Source organism: Acinetobacter lwoffii (assembly GCF_022967985.1).
Classification (GTDB): Bacteria; Pseudomonadota; Gammaproteobacteria; order Pseudomonadales; family Moraxellaceae; genus Acinetobacter.
In genome coordinates, this window is record NZ_JALJVC010000010.1 from 37451 (window position 1) to 55016 (window position 17566).

General features: G+C 44.0%; 21 protein-coding genes. 13 read left to right on the forward strand and 8 right to left on the reverse strand.

Annotated features, from left to right (window positions below; all coding sequences use genetic code 11):
* The first annotated feature begins 29 nt into the window (after positions 1-29).
* Positions 30-827 (forward strand): thioesterase family protein, encoded by a 798-nt coding sequence (locus tag MWG72_RS07670; RefSeq protein WP_004280113.1) that lies wholly within the window; start codon positions 30-32, stop codon positions 825-827.
* An 83-nt stretch (positions 828-910) separates the two neighbouring features.
* Positions 911-1687, forward strand: coding sequence for a Rossmann-like and DUF2520 domain-containing protein (locus MWG72_RS07675; protein WP_247143702.1), 777 nt, complete (start codon positions 911-913; stop codon positions 1685-1687).
* Between the two features lie 228 nt (positions 1688-1915).
* Here MWG72_RS07675 and trmB read toward each other — a convergent pair whose 3' ends face one another.
* On the reverse strand, positions 1916-2632 hold the full coding sequence (trmB, locus tag MWG72_RS07680) for a tRNA (guanosine(46)-N7)-methyltransferase TrmB (RefSeq protein ID WP_247143623.1): 717 nt from the start codon (positions 2630-2632) through the stop codon (positions 1916-1918).
* 151 nt (positions 2633-2783) lie between these two features.
* Positions 2784-4229 carry a SulP family inorganic anion transporter gene (locus MWG72_RS07685; protein ID WP_247143624.1) on the reverse strand — a complete coding sequence of 482 codons (1446 nt, stop codon included), beginning with the start codon at positions 4227-4229 and terminating at the stop codon, positions 2784-2786.
* A 217-nt stretch (positions 4230-4446) separates the two neighbouring features.
* Here MWG72_RS07685 and MWG72_RS07690 point away from each other — a divergent pair, with 217 nt between their 5' ends.
* Positions 4447-5058: a glutathione binding-like protein gene (locus MWG72_RS07690; protein WP_247143625.1), complete on the forward strand. Its 612-nt coding sequence runs from the start codon at positions 4447-4449 to the stop codon at positions 5056-5058.
* 54 nt (positions 5059-5112) lie between these two features.
* On the opposite strand, the gene MWG72_RS07695 is transcribed toward MWG72_RS07690, so the two are convergent.
* The 5 genes from MWG72_RS07695 to MWG72_RS07715 all read right to left on the reverse strand — a co-directional run bounded on the left by MWG72_RS07695 (position 5113) and on the right by MWG72_RS07715 (position 7867).
* Positions 5113-5895, reverse strand: a complete 783-nt coding sequence (locus MWG72_RS07695; protein WP_064095846.1) for a thiazole synthase — start codon at positions 5893-5895, stop codon at positions 5113-5115.
* 14 nt (positions 5896-5909) lie between these two features.
* The gene (gene thiS, locus MWG72_RS07700) at positions 5910-6107 is read right to left on the reverse strand and encodes a sulfur carrier protein ThiS (RefSeq protein ID WP_064095847.1); all 198 of its coding nucleotides are present in this window, start codon (positions 6105-6107) and stop codon (positions 5910-5912) included.
* A gap of 35 nt (positions 6108-6142) precedes the next feature.
* Complete coding sequence (locus MWG72_RS07705) at positions 6143-6508, reverse strand: DUF423 domain-containing protein (RefSeq protein WP_064095848.1); 366 nt, start codon at positions 6506-6508, stop codon at positions 6143-6145.
* A gap of 119 nt (positions 6509-6627) precedes the next feature.
* The gene (gene rpoH / locus MWG72_RS07710) at positions 6628-7497 is read right to left on the reverse strand and encodes an RNA polymerase sigma factor RpoH (protein WP_064095849.1); all 870 of its coding nucleotides are present in this window, start codon (positions 7495-7497) and stop codon (positions 6628-6630) included.
* A 136-nt stretch (positions 7498-7633) separates the two neighbouring features.
* Positions 7634-7867, reverse strand: a complete 234-nt coding sequence (locus MWG72_RS07715) for a sulfurtransferase TusA family protein (RefSeq protein ID WP_035335151.1) — start codon at positions 7865-7867, stop codon at positions 7634-7636.
* Positions 7868-8249: 382 nt separating this feature from the next.
* Here MWG72_RS07715 and MWG72_RS07720 point away from each other — a divergent pair, with 382 nt between their 5' ends.
* Both MWG72_RS07720 and rhlB read left to right on the forward strand, forming a co-directional pair.
* Positions 8250-8465, forward strand: a complete 216-nt coding sequence (locus MWG72_RS07720) for a cold-shock protein (RefSeq protein WP_004280099.1) — start codon at positions 8250-8252, stop codon at positions 8463-8465.
* A 101-nt stretch (positions 8466-8566) separates the two neighbouring features.
* On the forward strand, positions 8567-9718 hold the full coding sequence (gene rhlB, locus MWG72_RS07725; RefSeq protein ID WP_004280098.1) for an ATP-dependent RNA helicase RhlB: 1152 nt from the start codon (positions 8567-8569) through the stop codon (positions 9716-9718).
* A 60-nt stretch (positions 9719-9778) separates the two neighbouring features.
* Here the strand turns inward: rhlB and MWG72_RS07730 are convergent, their stop codons facing one another.
* Entirely contained in the window at positions 9779-10159 is a 381-nt protein-coding gene (locus MWG72_RS07730; protein WP_004646604.1) for a hypothetical protein, read from the reverse strand.
* A 259-nt stretch (positions 10160-10418) separates the two neighbouring features.
* Here MWG72_RS07730 and MWG72_RS07735 point away from each other — a divergent pair, with 259 nt between their 5' ends.
* The 8 genes from MWG72_RS07735 to purF all read left to right on the forward strand — a co-directional run bounded on the left by MWG72_RS07735 (position 10419) and on the right by purF (position 17527).
* On the forward strand, positions 10419-11000 hold the full coding sequence (locus MWG72_RS07735; protein ID WP_219309659.1) for a nitroreductase family protein: 582 nt from the start codon (positions 10419-10421) through the stop codon (positions 10998-11000).
* A 33-nt stretch (positions 11001-11033) separates the two neighbouring features.
* Positions 11034-12107 carry an NAD(P)H-dependent glycerol-3-phosphate dehydrogenase gene (locus MWG72_RS07740; protein ID WP_219309656.1) on the forward strand — a complete coding sequence of 358 codons (1074 nt, stop codon included), beginning with the start codon at positions 11034-11036 and terminating at the stop codon, positions 12105-12107.
* Between the two features lie 76 nt (positions 12108-12183).
* Positions 12184-12639, forward strand: coding sequence for a phosphoglycerate mutase family protein (locus MWG72_RS07745; RefSeq protein WP_005246746.1), 456 nt, complete (start codon positions 12184-12186; stop codon positions 12637-12639).
* A gap of 30 nt (positions 12640-12669) precedes the next feature.
* The gene (gene gspL, locus MWG72_RS07750) at positions 12670-13809 is read left to right on the forward strand and encodes a type II secretion system protein GspL (RefSeq protein WP_247143626.1); all 1140 of its coding nucleotides are present in this window, start codon (positions 12670-12672) and stop codon (positions 13807-13809) included.
* Positions 13809-14288 carry a type II secretion system protein GspM gene (gspM, locus tag MWG72_RS07755; protein WP_247143627.1) on the forward strand — a complete coding sequence of 160 codons (480 nt, stop codon included), beginning with the start codon at positions 13809-13811 and terminating at the stop codon, positions 14286-14288. The genes gspL and gspM overlap by 1 nt, the downstream gene beginning before the upstream one ends.
* Before the next feature lie 90 nt (positions 14289-14378).
* A complete protein-coding gene (locus MWG72_RS07760; protein ID WP_247143628.1) occupies positions 14379-15380 on the forward strand; it encodes a quinone-dependent dihydroorotate dehydrogenase in 1002 nt (333 codons plus the stop codon).
* Between the two features lie 5 nt (positions 15381-15385).
* Positions 15386-15967 (forward strand): CvpA family protein, encoded by a 582-nt coding sequence (locus MWG72_RS07765; protein ID WP_005246742.1) that lies wholly within the window; start codon positions 15386-15388, stop codon positions 15965-15967.
* Between the two features lie 24 nt (positions 15968-15991).
* Positions 15992-17527, forward strand: a complete 1536-nt coding sequence (purF, locus tag MWG72_RS07770; RefSeq protein WP_004729956.1) for an amidophosphoribosyltransferase — start codon at positions 15992-15994, stop codon at positions 17525-17527.
* The last annotated feature ends 39 nt before the right edge of the window (positions 17528-17566 follow it).

Below are 17566 nucleotides of genomic sequence, written 5' to 3' on the forward strand. Positions count from 1 at the left end.
AAGAGAATATTCAGGGAAGTATTAAAACAATGTCGGCATATTACAGTTTTATTCAGCGCGAACAGCATGCAGATGGCAGTACTACGGCTTATTACCGTTCTAATATTCATGCACAAGGTGCGTGGAATCCGCATGAGCAGCACATGGCGCCAGCCACCGGTATTCTATGCGTCGAACTGGAACAGTTTCAGCCACGTGCTGACATGCGTATTGGTCGGGTCGGGCTGGATATTTTTGGCCTTATAGCCTTTGGTGAATTTTCGATTACCACACGCATGATCCGTCCGGGTAAAACCATTGAACTGGTTGAAGCTGAAATGTGTGCCAATGGTAAAACCTGTATCGTGGCACGCGCGTGGAGAATGCTAACTTCAAATACCACGGCCATTGCTGGAGTGGAAGATTTTCCGATCGAAAGTCCAGAATATTTACCGGTTTGGGAGGGTATGCGCTGCTGGCCGGGCGGTTATATCCAGAGTATTGAAACCCGGGCACATGCTGACCATCGTGCAGGCAAGGGCATTGTCTGGCTAAGAAATTCGCTGGACATGGTAGAAGGTCAACCGACGACAGACTTTAGTCGTTTGCTCGGTATGGTCGATACGGCCAATGGCATTGTGCCACGTCAGGACCCGAATTCCGGTTGGGGATTTCCGAATCTGGACCTGCAGATTCATATGCACCGTCTGCCGCAGGGTAAATGGCTGGGACTGGAAGTGGTGCAGCAATATGGTGAAGATGGTATCGGTCTGACTAGCGGGATTCTGCATGATGTTCATGGACCTTTTGGCCGAAGTGAACAGATTCTGACCCTGCGAAAGTTCTAAAGCCTATTCAAAAACATCAAGGCCAATTGCCTCAATCTGTATTTATTGGCATGCTGTGCGCAATGAGTCAGGAACAGCACAAGATGCGGATCAGTATGATTGGGGCAGGGCGAGTGGCATATCATCTTGCCCGTGTATTTTCAGCACACCATGAGATCGTACAGATCTACAGTCGAACCCTAGAAAAAGCACAATATCTGGCTGAGCAATTCAACGCTCAGGCCATCGCTCAGCCTCAACAGCTGGATCATGAGGTGGATCTGGTCATTATCGCGGTCAGTGATCAGTCGATTGCCAGCGTCATTGAACGGATTCATCCGCATCTGCAGCAGAATCTGATCGTACATACCTCTGGCAGTACCCATCTCGATTTACTGAAAAATGTGCATGCGCGTGCAGGCGTATTTTATCCTTTACAGACCTTTAGTCTGGAACGCCAGATTGATTGGCAGCAGACGCCACTATTTATTGAGGCGGAGAATGAACAGGACCAAATCCTGTTATTAGAACTGGCAAATAGCCTAAGCAATCGTGTTTATATTTATAATTCTAGTCAACGTCTCAGTTTGCATCTTGCAGCGGTATTTGCCTGTAACTTTGCCAATTATTGTTATGACATGGGCAAGCAGGTGGTTGATGCACAACAGGTCGATTTTAGTTTGTTGTATCCCTTGATGCTGGAAACCGCCAGTAAAGCCACGCAGAATGATCCCAAACAAATGCAGACCGGCCCAGCGATGCGTGGTGATCAGAATATCTTGAATATGCATCAGCAGATGTTAGCTAATATGCAGCGGGAAGATTTGCAAAATGTCTATCAGTTGTTGAGCCAGCAAATCCTAGAACGTCATCGAAAATAAAAGAGCCGGATTTTTTAGTCTAAAATAAAATACTCAATTCTTTTTCCTCTTTAATTTTGGTGAAAAATGAAAAGAAAAAATAATAAAAAATGGAAATAGTATAAAGATGAAAATCTATTTTTCTTCTTAAGTGTTATTTCGGGTGCATTTGTCTTTATATATAAGTGGATTGCAAAATTTCTCCCATAAAAAAGCGCTGATTAATCAGCGCTTTTTTTGAATCTTGGATTAAGAAATTTTCTTGAAGATAAAATCATTAATCTTGTGACCGGCTTCAATCCCGCGACGTTCAAACTTGGTTTGCGGACGCCATTCTGGACGAGGGTAGCTGTTGCCTTTGCCCGCCAGATTTTCCAGTCGTGGACGTTCTTCCAATACTTCAATCATCCACTCTGCATACGGTTCCCAGTCCGTTGCAGCATGGAAAGTTCCGCCAAGCTCCAGCTTTTGCTCCACCAGTAGCATACGGTCATGCGAAACAAAACGGCGTTTAAAATGACGCTTTTTCTGCCATGGATCAGGGAAGTACAATTGCACAGTATTGATACTGTTGTCTGGCATTTCACGTAATACCTGAATTGCATCTGCATCCAGTACACGTAAATTCGTTAGGCCTTCAACACCTGCTTCGTAAATGCATTGCGCAATACCCGGTACATGCACTTCAATCCCGACAAAGTTACGCTCAGGATTGGCTTTGGCCATCAATACCAGTGAACGGCCCATCCCAAAACCGATTTCTACAGTCAAAGGGCGCTCTGGATGTTCAAAGTGCTGACGCAAATCACCCACTGGATATTCCAAAATTAAGTGACCATATTGTTCAAGCGCAGTACGTTGAGAGGTGTTTAACGGCATTGAGCGGCGCATAAACGTCACGATTTCACGGTGCTCGCTTAAGTTTTCCAGCTCCACGACTTGCTGGTCTAATTGATCGTTCGACATAACTTTGGCAAATCTAAAAATTCAGAATGCGGTATTTTAAGTCCTGAGCCGAGCAAGTCAAACTTTTCTCGGTATTTCTCCATAAAAATTGGCGAGATCTTCCAGATAAAATAAAAGAGCCAATTGAGGCTCTTTTATTAATCACCGTTCATCAGCTACTAAACCGGTCAATCAGTGTACTGCTGGCTTCATTTAAACCGATCACTGTTACGTCTATATTTTGGGCTTTAAATTTCTGGATCACATTATTCAACATGTTCACTGAGGTCACATCCCAGATATGCGCGTGGGTCAGATCCAGTTCCACGTGTTCAAGCTCCTCTTTAAAATCAAAGAACTGATAGAATTTTTCTGTACTGCTGAAGAAAATCTGACCGGAAATCACATAACAACGTGAGTATTCATCTTTTAAATAGGTTTCGACATGGACACTTTTTTCCAGTTTATTAATAAGGAACAGAGCAGAGAGTAATACGCCCACAAATACACCGAGTGCCAGATTATGAGTGGCAAGCACGACAATAATCACGGCAATCATCACGATATTAAATTCCAGTGGATGCTTGCCAAACTGTTTGATCGCTCCCCATTGAAAGGTGGTAAATGCCACCATAATCATGATCGCAACCAGCGCTGCCATTGGGATATAAGCCAGCCAGTCTTTCAAAAAAACCACTAGACAGAGTAGAAACACACCAGCGACCAGAGTCGATAAACGGGTACGTGCCCCTGAAGACACATTGATAATTGACTGGCCGATCATGGCACAACCGGCCATCCCGCCCATAAAGCCGCTGACAATATTGGCCATACCCTGACCACGACATTCCTGATGCCGGTCACCTTCAGTTCCAGTCACTTCATCAATGACCGTAGTGGTCATCATGCTTTCCAGCAAACCGACAGTTGCCAAGGTAAAGGAATAAGGCAGGATAATTTGCAAGGTTTCCAGATTGAGTGGAATTTCTGGAATCAGGAATACTGGCAAAGTATCCGGGAATTGCCCCAGATCGCTCACGGTACGCATATCTGCACCCAACAACAGCGCTAGCCCACTTAAAACTATAATACAGATTAAAGGTGAGGGAATGGCTTTACCGATTTTAGGGATATAAGGAAACAGATAAATAATCGCCAGACCAATCGCAATAAACAGATAACCGGTGCTATCCATCCGGTTAATTTCCGGGATTTGTGCCACAAATATCAGGATCGCCAAGGCATTTAAAAATCCATAGACCACAGCCTGCGATACAAAGCGCATTAATTTAGCGACTTTAAAATAACCGGCAATGACCTGAATGATACCGGTCAGAATTGTGGCAGCCAACAGATATTGCAGACCATGTTCTTTTACCAAGGTAATCATCAAAAGCGCCATAGCACCTGTAGCCGCAGAGATCATGGCAGGACGGCCGCCAAAAAAGGCAATGGATACTGCAATGCAGAAAGAGGCATACAAACCGACTTGCGGATCAACACCGGCAATGGCAGAGAAGGCAATTGATTCAGGAATCAGGGCAAGTCCCACCACCAGACCTGCCAGTACATCTGTGCGGATATTGGAAAACCATTCTTCTTTTTTCAGGCTAATCACGAAATATCATCTAAATTTGGAAAACCTGTGTATGTTAAACAGATAGAGATAAAAATCTACACAAGATTGACTTGCAAAAGCCCGGAATATCCTGAATATTGAATGAGTAACTGTCTTGAGATCACAGTTACGCTTTTTTGCAATTTACAGGTTTGATCACTTGAAAGTTTGTCAGAAGCGATTTAAAACATTGAGAAGTGTATAACAAGGATCAGAAATGAAGCTTTACTATTCGCCAGGTGCCTGCTCACTGGCAGCTCATATTATTTTAAATGAAATTAATGTCGATTTTGATTTGGAACGTGTTGATTTAAAAACACATAAAACAGAAAAAGGTACGGATTATTACGAAGTTAATCCTAAAGGCTATGTACCAGCGTTAGAAATTAACCCTGGTCTGATCCTGACAGAAAATGTTGCAATTCTACCGTTTCTTGCTCAACACGATCCAAAACAAGATCTGATTCCACCATCGGGCATGGGACGTGCCAAAGTGCTGGAATGGTTAGGTTATCTGAACTCTGAACTACATGATGCCTATGCGGTGTTCTTCGGTGGCAAGTTATCCGAAGATGAAAAGAAAAAAGCCTATGCAGAGATTGATCGACTATTGAGTTATATCGATAAAGCTATCGGTGAATCGGACAATGATTATCTGGTGGATGATAACTTTGGGCCTGCGGATGCCTATCTATTTGTCTTGACCAACTGGTCGAACCAGATTGAGCATGATCTGAGTCCATATGAAAATATTATTCATATCCGTAATAAAGTGGCAGAACGTCAATCTGTCCAGATTGCCATGCGTGATGAAGGTCTGATTCCTTAATTACTGGAAAAAATAAAGGACTCAATCGAGTCCTTTATTTTTGTTTATGAAAATTTATTTAAAGAAATAGCCGGTTTCCGGCGAGCTGGCATTGGCCATACGTTTACGTGGCATACGGCCTGCAAGAAAAGCTTCTCGGCCTGCTTCAACGGCTTTTTTCATCGCAGATGCCATCAATACCGGATTTTGTGCAGCTGCAATCGCTGTATTCATGAGTACACCATCACAACCCAGTTCCATCGCAATCGCGGCATCACTTGCTGTACCGACACCGGCATCGACCAGAACCGGCACTTTGGCATTTTCCTTGATGATTGACAGGGTGTGTGGATTTAAAATACCAAGACCTGAACCGATCAGGCTACCCAATGGCATAATCGCGACACAGCCCATGCTTTCCAGTTCTTGCGCCACGATCGGATCATCCGAGGTATAGACCATGATCTCAAAGCCATCATCAATCAAGGTACGAGCAGCTTTTAGTGTTTCGGTCACGTTTGGGTAAAGCGTTTTTTCGTCACCCAATACTTCCAGTTTGACCAGATTATGGCCATCGAGCAGCTCACGCGCCAGCATACAGGTGCGGACGGCACTATTGGCATCGAAGCAACCTGCAGTATTCGGCAAAATGGTATATTTTTCCGGAGAAATCACTGATAGCAGATTCGGCTGGTCAGGATCTTGGCCAATATTGACCCGGCGAATAGCGACAGTGACAATCTCTGCACCACTGGTTTCAATGGCCTGCTGGGTTTCATTTAAATCTTTGTATTTGCCTGTGCCTACCAAAAGGCGTGACTGGAATTGGCGTGAACCAATCTGTAATAAATCTTGCATAATTGTCCCGAGTATTAGCCGCCACCGACTGCGTGAATAATTTCGATTTTGTCTGTATCGCAAATCGGCGTATCGCCCAATCTGCTTTTAGGAATAATCATTTCGTTGATTTCAACTGCAAAACGCTTACCCTCAAGCGCCATACTCTGAATCAGTTCCAGCAGATTCTTGCAGTGAGTTTCCTGTTGTTCGCCATTGATGTAAATCACCATTCTAGCAACCCTCCATGATTAAGTGTTGTTCAGATTTATCTGGCGTATTTTAAAGCATTCCAGGCCAGAATTAACCATCCGGCAATCATTAAAGCACCGCCAATAGGTGTAATCACCCCTAAACCGCGGGGTAATCCTAAGGCCATGATATACAGTGAGCCAGAAAACAGTAAAATACCAACCTGAATCAGTCCGAAGCTCCACTGAATCGGTAGTGCAGGAATGACTTTCGCGAGCAGAGAAAGAATCAGTAGTCCTAAGGCATGATAGAAAAAATAATCTGTTGCCGTTTGCCACCAGCCGAGCTGTACCTCAGTTGCACGTGCTTTTAAACCATGTGCACCAAAAGCACCGAGCATGACTGCCAGGGCCAGATTGAGTGCTGAAATCGCAATCCACATTTGAATTGATCTTCCTGATAAAGTTTGCGCTTAACCTTAGCATAAATTCAAAATGCGGACATAAAAAAGCCTTCCTGAAGGAAGGCTTTTTAAAAATAAATCAGTAACAGAATTTGGTGTTAATTGGATGACATTGCTACTTTAATTTTTTCCATGGCATTTTTTTCCAGCTGACGAATACGTTCCGCAGAAACATTATATTCGGCTGCAAGCTCATGCAGGGTCGATTTCTCGTCGTCTAACCAACGGCGTTGCAGAATATTCCGTGAACGATCATCCAGTTGGTCCATGGCTTCGTGCAGGGCAGAAGTACTTTGTTCTTCATAGTCTTCATTTTCAATCAGACGAGCCGGATCATAGCGGTTGTCTTCAAGATACAACGCTGGTGCTACATGGGTGGAACCTTCATCGTCGTCATCACTTGATGCATCAAAAGCAGCATCATATGCTGTCAGACGGCCTTCCATTTCCAGTACTTGTTCTGGAGTAACATTTAAGTCATTCGCAATTGACTGGGCTTCTTCGAGCGTCAACTTTTTCGATGATTTCTTCAGGCTGCGCAGATTAAAGAACAGTTTACGTTGCGCTTTAGTGGTGGCGATTTTCACGATACGCCAGTTACGGATCACGTATTCGTGAATTTCCGCCTTGATCCAGTGCACGGCAAATGACACCAAACGTACGCCCATATTCGGGTCAAAACGTTTCACAGCTTTCATCAGACCCAGGTTGCCTTCCTGAATCAGGTCACCTTGTGGCAGACCATAACCTGCATAACTACGCGCAATATGTACCACAAAACGCAAGTGCGACATGACCAGCATTTTCGCTGCATCTAAATCTTGGTCATAGTAATAGCGTTCAGCCAACTCTTTTTCTTGTTCGGCTGTTAAAATCGGAATCTGATTGACAGTGCTGATATAAGCACCGAGGTTGACACCTGGCGCCGATAATGACAGGGGCATCAACTGATTGCGGCTGTCACTCATGTGTTCTCCTTGAAGTGCGGGATAACCCTAAACTAGGTTTTATCTTAATCCAATCTCTCCACAAATAATGGATATTTGGGTAGAGAAATGTAAAAAAGTATACGAAAGTGAGGATCAACAGTTTAATTGAAATTTTTTAAGATTCAATTAAGTAGTGAAACTCTGTATCAGAAATTTTTTTAAATTCAAGCTTGAGCTGATGCAGCTGACAATAGCGGCTGACATCCGTCTGGCTATGCGGATCAGATGATTTCAGCAGGAATGTTTTCTGATTTCCGGCCTTTAATGCGCGCTTTAACATTAATAGCGGCATCGGGCACGGTTTTCCCATGGCGTCTATAAGGCTGAAATGCGCTGGATCTTCGAGCATTACGGTTTCATTTAGGTAGCAGAAAAGGCTATAAATAGTAGCAAATATGATGCCAGAACCAAACTAGTTTAAGAAAAAGAAGATCTAAATGACTTTATAAAGTCTTTTGACAATTTTCATGAAAAAAATAACTAAATCAAACAGAACATGCTAAAAAAAATCTATTAATTGTGATAAACCCATGTTAAGCTCGTTGCGTATTTGGGACTTTGAATAAACAAAGTGATTGTTTTTCACCCTATTACATAAATGGATGTAACCGGGATTTTGTTGATAGTTTTACAGAATGATTACAAGCTTAAAAATAATATTTTCAAACTTGTTTGCTCTGCTGTTTGCAACACCGGGTGGTCCTTCTTTTAGTTTCAATGAGGATTAACTTATGACAGCTGCTCGCGAACAAGGCGTAGTTAAGTGGTTTAACGATACTAAAGGCTTCGGCTTTATTCAACGTAACGGCGGCGATGACGTATTCGTTCATTTCCGTGCTATCCAAGGTGACGGTCACCGTTCACTTCGTGACGGCCAACGTGTTGAATTCAGTGTTGTTAAAGGCCAAAAAGGCTTTCAAGCTGAAGAAGTTCAACCATTAGACTAATCTTCGGATTAAGCTAAAAAGAAAACGCTCCAATATAACTTGGGGCGTTTTTTGTTTATACTATCCCTATCTTAGTGATTACCCAATTAGAGCACCGCTTTATGTCATCTGGTTTTGAAACCTTAAATTTACATCCCAATCTAAAAAAAGCGATTGATGCTTTAGGCTTTACCACCATGACGCCTATCCAGCAGAAGGTTTTAAAATTCACGCTGGCAGGACATGATGCCATTGGCCGTGCACAGACAGGTACAGGTAAAACTGCTGCCTTTTTAATTAGTATCATGAATGATCTATTAAATAATCCGATTCAGGAACAACGCTATCGTGGTGAGCCACGCGCGCTGATTTTGGCACCGACCCGTGAACTGGCGTTACAGATCGAAAGCGATGCACAGGATCTGGCGAAATATGCTGGTCTCAATGTGGTGACCTTGCTGGGTGGTGTGGATTTTGACAAGCAAAAGAACCAGCTGAATAAAGCGCCTGTCGATATTATGGTGGCTACACCGGGGCGTTTGATCGATTTTGTAGAACAAAAAGAAGTCTGGTTGGATCAGATTGAATTTTTGGTCATTGATGAAGCCGACCGCCTATTGGATATGGGCTTTATTCCTTCAGTAAAGCGCATTGTACGTTTCTCGCCGCGTAAAGAACAACGTCAGACTCTGATGTTCTCTGCTACTTTTAGCTACGATGTATTGAATCTTGCGCAGCAATGGTTATTTGAACCGGTTACAGTTGAAATTGAACCGGAAAAGAAAACCAATGCCGATGTCGAGCAGCGGGTTTATATGGTCGCCAAGGCGGACAAATATAAATTATTGCAAGAAATCCTACGTGATGAGCCGATTGAAAAAGTCATGATTTTTGCCAACCGTCGTGATCAGGTGCGCAAACTTTATGATCATTTAAAACGTGATGGTTATAAGGTGGTAATGTTGTCGGGCGAGATTGCTCAAGACAAACGTCTGAAAATGCTGGATCAGTTCAAAAATGGTAAACATAATATTATGATTGCAACGGATGTTGCAGGTCGTGGTATCCATGTCGATGGTGTATCGCATGTGGTGAACTTCACCTTGCCGGAACAGTCGGATGATTATGTGCATCGTATTGGCCGTACCGGTCGTGCGGGAACCAGCGGTGTGAGTATCAGTTTCCTTGCAGAGGATGATGCGTTCTATCTGCCAGAAATTGAAAAAGCCATTGGGCAAAAATTGCCTTTGACCCGTCTGGAAGGTTATTGTTAATCCAGACCATAGAAAAACCGCTCTTGAAGAGCGGTTTTTTATTGCGCTATGGTTTAAGGCTTATTTGGCCTGACAGCGGAATGTAAGCACCGTCTGATAATCATCATTCTGGTTTAAACCAGTATTGGTACCTGCGATATTGCCAAGGACAGTGGCGGCTGCCTGAATCATCTGACCTGTTTGTTCATCGACTACGCCTTTTAAAGCGCCGTTATAAGCTGTCTTTTCATCCACAATAATGGGGGTTGATCGAGAGCCACAGGCTTTATTGGCCGCAGTAATCGCATTGTTTTTCGAGGTCAGTTGATTTTTACCTAATCCGGTCACCTCATACTGGTTATTTTCCTTTTGCACTGCCAATGCAGTCGGATTTGAGGCACAGGCAGTAAGCAGTAATGCGGAAATAGCTAATCCGCTGAAAGCGATTGTTTTTTTCATCATGAAATCTCAAGTAAATACGATGCTGAATATTTCAACACAGCAAGCAGCGCAGATTTTGTAGCTGTTGTATAGGTTTGGCAATTTTTGGTGTAGCTCTATGTGAGTTAGGTGAAAAATAGAGCAGTACGGGATTGAAAAACCAAACAAGTTTATTTTCGAGTGGTGATGAGCGTGCTGAATCCCTATGAAGTTTCTAGCGTATTTTTCTTTGAATATGCTAATCTTGAGTATGGTTTTTTAAGTGTAGATATACAAGGCAATGACGGAATCTGCGATTGACATCGTTCATCAAAATATTCACCAACGGCAATCGATTGGTCATCTGCTGGCACCGGCACCGAATGCAGAACAACTGGAAAAAGCCTTTCAGGCAGCATTAACTGCACCCGATCATCATCGGCTCAAGCCGACCACATTTGTGGTGGTTCCAGATCATCAGCGTGAAGCTTTTGGAGAGTTGCTGTCACAGGCGCTCGTCGATTTGGGTGAAACTGAAACAGCGCAGATTGAGCGGGTCAAGAATCATCCATTTCGTGCACCTTTATTGGTGCTTGCCTTAACGCGTTTGCAGGATCATCCTAAAGTTCCGCATTTTGAGCAAATCCTGAGTTCAGGCGCAGCTATTCAAAATTTTCTGTTGTCACTTCAGGTTCAGGGTTTCTCGACCATGTGGCGTAGTGGTGCTGTAGTCGAGTCTGGTCTGTTTAAGCAGGCATTGGGAATTTCAAAAGACGATCTGGTCTCGGGTATTATTTATATTGGCACTGCAGCAAAAGCAATTCCAGCACGTGCAGAGATTCGAACCAGTGATTTTGTAAGTTATTGGAACCAGAACAGCTAGTTGGCACGGTATAACAGGATATTAAAAAATAAGATGTCAGAATTAAATTTCTCAAAACTGGTAGAACCGGTTGCAGTTGATCATAAGACAGCTTTAAGAGTCACGGTATTGGGTGGGGGCAGCTTCGGTACTGCAATGGCCAATACTGCAGTGCGTAATGGTTGCAATACCATGATCTGGATTCGTGATGAAGCAGTTGCGGCAGATATTAATGTCACGCATATCAATAAACGCTATTTGCCAGACTTTAAGTTAGAAGAAAATCTGCTGGCGGTGTCAGAACTAGAACAGGCTGTGCGTGATCGAGATATTATTTTAGTCGCTATTCCGAGCCATTCTTTCCGGGATGTCTTGCAGCAAATCAAACCTTTTATTACCTCGCAAGCCGTGATCTCGCTGACCAAGGGTATTGAAGCCAAAACCTTTAGTTTCATGAGCGATATTATTCGTGAAGTGTTGCCTGAAGTGCCTTATGGCGTGTTATCAGGACCGAATTTAGCCAAAGAAATTGTGGCAGGACAGCCAGCAGGAACCGTGATTGCCAGCCAATCCGAGCTGGTGCGTTATGCGGTACAACAAGCCTTACATAGTGCCTTGTTCCGCGTATTCGCCAGTGATGATGTGCATGGCGTAGAGCTCGGGGGCGCATTAAAAAATATTTATGCTGTCGCGATGGGCATGGCCGCTGCGTATAACGTGGGTGAAAATACCAAGAGTATGATCCTGACCCGTGCTTTGGCCGAAATGAGCCGTTTTGCAGTAAAACTCGGTGCCAATCCGCTGACCTTTCTTGGGCTTTCAGGTGTGGGTGATTTATTTGCAACCTGTAGCAGCCCGCTCAGCCGTAATTATCAGGTGGGTTATGCGCTTGGTAAAGGTAAGACTTTGGAGCAGGCAACAACTGAACTGGGTCAAACGGCAGAAGGGATTAATACCATTTTGCAGGTCAAGGCACGTTCGGAAGAACTCGATGTGTATATGCCGATTACTTCGGCCTTGTATGATGTGATTTTTGAAGGTGCGCCGCCACTCAATATTGCCTTGTCATTGATGAAAAATGGTCATCGCAGTGATGTTGAATTTGTCTTGCCACATCATCAAGTCTGATCTATAACACAGGGACTGTCTGCGAATTGTCATATCAGCTAGTTAACATGCAGGCAAAAGAATATAAGGAAATCAAATGCAACTGACTTTAGTTCGACATGGCGAGGCCGCACCACCGGTCAATGGTAATGACACCAAGCGACCTTTAACGGAGCGTGGTCATCAACAGGCTGAGCAGACTTCACAGTTCTTAAAGGATCTGATTAAGCCTGAAGTCTTTGTGGTCAGTCCGTTATTGCGTGCGCAGGAAACTCTGGCACATTTGCAGCAGTATTTTAAAGATGTGCCGGTGGTGATCTGTAATACCATCAAACCGGATGATGATGCCAAAGTCGCAGTGGAATGGTTGTCGCAACTGCCTTATGAGTCGATTGCAGTGGTATGCCATATGAATGTGGTGGCACATATGTCTTCCATTCTGCTGGCTGAATCTTTTCAACCTTATGCATTGGCAGAAGCACGTATTTATGATCAGGCGGTGATTGCCCCTGGCTTATCCACACAGATAAAAAGCTTTAGTCCTACACTATAAAAAATTAATTAAAACGGCAGAACACAATCAATGTTGTATTTATGGATGCCTGAAGCCAATGGGGTTTGGCAATGGTCAACTGGGGAATTCTGGAACACTGCGGACACATTAGAACAGCTGATTCAGGATATACAGGCTCATCATGGCGAAGAGGCGGTAGTATTTTTCCCGAGCCGTCATGTGCAAATTTTGCAGCAGACCCTGCCCAAGAGCCAATATAAGAAAATGGGCAATGATGGCATCAAATATTTGCTCGAAGAATACGTGGTGCTGCCGGTAGATGCCATGAAAGTGCTGCATCATTTTCAGCAGCCGGATCAGATCAGCATTATGGGGATTGCGAATTCTACGCTTGAAACCTTGCAACACGTTTTAAACCTGATTCCAGTCAAGCTGGCAGCTTTGTTGCCGGACTTTTTAGTGCTGCCGATTCCTGAGGTCAATCAGCGTGTGACTGCGCAAATCGGTGGACGTTTGCTGGTGCGCGAGTCGGAATATATCGGCCAGTCGCTAGATGATCTAAGCCTTTATCTGGATTATCAGCCCAAGGATCTCAGCTATAAGGTGAGCAACCTGAATCAGGAGCAGTTGCGTAGTCTTGAAGCACGCATCACTCAGGAGCAACTGGAGTCTTTCCAATATGGTATTCCTGTACTGAAAAAACCGAAACAGCATCCATTTAATGTATTGCCTAAAGCAAAATCCGATGGCGCTATTTCCGGCTACTGGAAAGCCTGCGCGGCAGTTTTTCTGGGTATTTGGGTATTGCAGTTTAGTTATGATGCTGTGCGCTGGTATCAATATAAGAAAGTGGCAAATCAGACCGCCGCGCAAGCCATTGACCAGTTTAAATATTGGTTTGGACAAAATTATCCGGTCACTGAGCAGAATATCAAAAGTCAGTTTGAAGGGCAGTTGCGTCAAAGCCAGATCGCAGATACGCATGCATTACAGCTGATTAGTCAGGTGGGGCCTGTCTTGATGCAAAATCAGATTGTGGCACAGCGCGTCAATTATGACCCGTCAGGATTGAGTCTACAATTACAGTCCAATTCATCTGAAAGTCTAAATACTTTGACCAAGCAGCTGGGGCAACAGGGCTTTAAAGTAGAATTGGGGAATATACAGGCGAATGGAACAGGCGCCGTAGGACTGGTGAAAATACAATAATGAAAGCCATTGAAACCTTACAGAACCGCATGGATCTGCAAATTGAAAAATTGACCGATTATCTGGGTCGTTTGTCAGCACGTGAACGCATTCTGGTGATTTTTACCACTGTTTTTGTAATTGTGGCGGCAGTCGGTTCTGCACTCTGGTATATGCATCAGGCGGCAGACACCCAGCAAAAACGCTTAAATCAGCTGAAAGATACCATTGTCTGGATGCAAAGTAATGCAGTAACCATGAAACCGGCTGGGGACACGCAACTGGATGCTGCAGAAAAAGTACAGCGGGTCGCACAGCAGCAAGGATTGTCGGTGGCTTCCCAGCAAATGGAAGGAAAAATTCAATTGGCAGTCATGCATGAAAATTATGCAGTGCTGGCAAATTTCCTGACTCAACTGGCGCAAATGGGGCTAAGTATCGAGAAAATGGAACTAAATAATGAGGCAGGACAGATTAAATTAACGGCGACCATACAATAAACGGTAAAAATAAAGATTTGCAAAGCATGGTTTTTTTGTCAGCCTATGCCTATAATATGCCGACTTAAAAAGCAGTAGACTTTTCTGGATATGTTGTATTCTCTAGCCCGCCCTTTGTTGTTTTCTTTAGCACCAGAGCGTGCACATGAGCTGACATTATCACTATTGAAATCATCCCATAAAATGGGCTTGATGCGTCAAAACGTTGCTGCGAAACCTGTGACCTGTATGGGAATCGAATTTCCCAATCCGGTAGGTCTTGCGGCAGGTTTGGACAAAAATGGTGCCTATATTGACGCCCTTGCCGGTCAAGGTTTTGGTTTTATTGAAATTGGTACCATTACCCCGCGACCGCAAGCCGGCAATCCTCATCCGCGTTTATTCCGTTTGCCACAGGCCAAAGCCATTATTAACCGTATGGGCTTTAATAATGATGGCGTGGATCAGCTGGTTGAAAATGTCAAAGCGGCCAAATTTAAAGGCATTCTCGGTATTAATATCGGTAAAAACGCTGATACTCCGGTAGAAAAAGCAGTAGATGATTACCTCATCTGTTTAGAAAAAGTCTATAATTATGCTTCTTATATTACCGTCAACATTTCTTCTCCCAATACCAAAAACCTGCGCAGCCTGCAAAGTGGTGATGCACTCACCGAACTGCTGGAAACACTGAAGAAGCGTCAGCTTGAATTGGCTCAGGAATACCAGCATTATGTACCTTTGGTACTGAAAGTGGCGCCTGATCTGGATAACAGCGATATTGCCTTTATTGCCAAGCAATTATTGCAATTCAAGATTGATGGCCTGATCGTGACCAATACCACACTGTCACGTGAAGGTGTAGAGGGTCTGGAGCATGCAGAGGAAGCAGGCGGTTTGTCTGGCACGCCAGTATTTGAGAAAAGTACCGCATGTCTGGCTGCATTTGCTGCGGTATTAAAAGGACAAATTCCATTGATTGGTGTGGGTGGTATTCTTTCAGGTGCAGATGCTGCTGCCAAGAAACAGGCAGGCGCCAGCCTTGTACAAGTTTATAGTGGCCTCATCTATACTGGACCTAAACTTGTAAAAGATTGTGTAGACGCACTTTAAATCCTATGAATGCCATTGATATCTTTCTACTGATTATCTTGCTCATTGGAGGGCTCAACGGTTTGCGTCAAGGATTTATTAAAGCCTTTGCGAACTTAGTGGGATGGATCTTTGCCCTGATTGTTGCGGCAAAATATTCAACGCTACTTGCGCCGTCTATGGTTGCTCTGAGTACAGATCCAGTCGTACAAAAGATTGCGGCCTTCGCTTTTATCGTCCTGCTGATTGTAGTTCTGACCTGGATCGTTACTGCACTGTTGAACCGTATTTTAAAGAGTCTTAAACTGGGCCCTCTCAACCGTCTGGCGGGTGGTGTCTTTGGTAGCCTGAAAGGTTTGCTGATTGTTCTGATTACCATGCAGGGAATTGGCCCGTGGGTAGAAAGCTCACCTCACTGGAAACAGTCCAAGTTTATTCAAGCCTTATTGCCTTATGCACCTTGGGCGACTCAAATGTCGAAAGAAGCCGCGAATGGCGCACTACAACATATCAAGCCTGAAGGGACATCGAAACCTTCAGCTTCATCATCTGAAACATCGTCCAAGTCTGGAGCTGCAGATGAGTCTACAAATAATCCTTTTTATTAATCCTAGCTTGTCTGCGAGGTTGCTATGTGTGGAGTAGTTGGTATAGCTGGTAAATCACCCGTTAACCAAATGTTGTTTGATGCATTAACGATGTTACAACATCGTGGACAAGATGCAGCTGGGATCGTGACATGTGATGAAGGACGTTTATTCCTGCGCAAAGACAACGGCATGGTGCGTGATGTATTCCATACCCGTCATATGCGTGCTTTGAAAGGAAATTACGGTATTGGTCATGTGCGTTATCCAACAGCCGGTTCATCGAGCAGTGCTGAAGCACAGCCGTTTTATGTGAACTCACCGTACGGGATTACCTTGGCACATAATGGTAACCTGACCAATGCCGAAGAAATTCATGATGACTTGTTCAAAACTGACTTGCGTCATATGAACACTGATTCTGATTCAGAAGTGCTATTAAACGTATTTGCGCATGAATTGCAAAAACATGGCAAACTGGTGCCAACGTCAGAAGATATTTTCCATGCGGTGACACGTGTGCATGAGCGTTGTAAAGGCGCTTATGGCGTGGTGGCGATGATTACCGGTCAAGGTCTGGTGGGCTTCCGTGATCCAAATGGTATTCGTCCACTGATCTACGGTTCACGTGAAACTGAACAGGGTATGGAATATATCATTGCCTCTGAGTCTGTTGCGATTACTGCGCTGGGCTTTAAAGTTGAGCGTGATATTCTACCGGGTGAAGCAGTATTTATTGATTTGGAAGGTAATTTCTTTACCAAGCAATGTGCGGCGAATGCTGAATATCGTCCTTGTATTTTTGAATATGTTTATTTTGCCCGTCCAGATGCCATCATTGATGGAATCTCAGTGTATAAAGCACGTTTGAAAATGGGTGAGAAGCTGGCGCAAAAGATTCTGCGCGAGTGGGGTGAAGAGCATGATATTGATGTGGTAATTCCGATTCCGGATACTTCACGTACTTCTGCACTGGAACTTGCCAATATGCTGGGCGTGAAATTCCGTGAAGGTTTCATGAAAAACCGTTATATCGGTCGTACTTTCATTATGCCGGGGCAACAGCTGCGTAAAAAATCGGTACGTCAGAAACTGAACCCGGTTGAGCTTGAGTTTAAAGGTAAAAACGTACTGTTGGTGGATGACTCGATTGTCCGTGGTACAACCTGTAATGAAATTATCCAGATGGCTCGTGATTCTGGCGCGAAAAAAGTATTCTTCGCTTCTGCAGCACCGATGGTGAAATATCCAAACGTTTACGGTATTGATATGCCAGCAAAATCAGAATTGATTGCATCGGAACGTAGCGTAGAAGAAATCCGTGAAATTATTGGTGCTGATCGTCTGATTTTCCAAGATCTGGAAGATTTGAAAGATGCGGTAAGAACCACCAAGGTGCCGGACGTCAAAGACTTTGATTGTTCAGTGTTTGATGGTATCTATGTTTCGGGTGGCATTGATGCGCAATATCTGGATGATCTTCAGCAAAAACGTAGTGACAGCGCCATGAAAGAAAGCAATTATATTGATGTCAATATTGATGCAGCCTCAGTGGATTTGACCGGTGTGCGTGAAGTCTAAGTAGTTAAAATCATCATGAAAAAGCGGGAATTTCCCGCT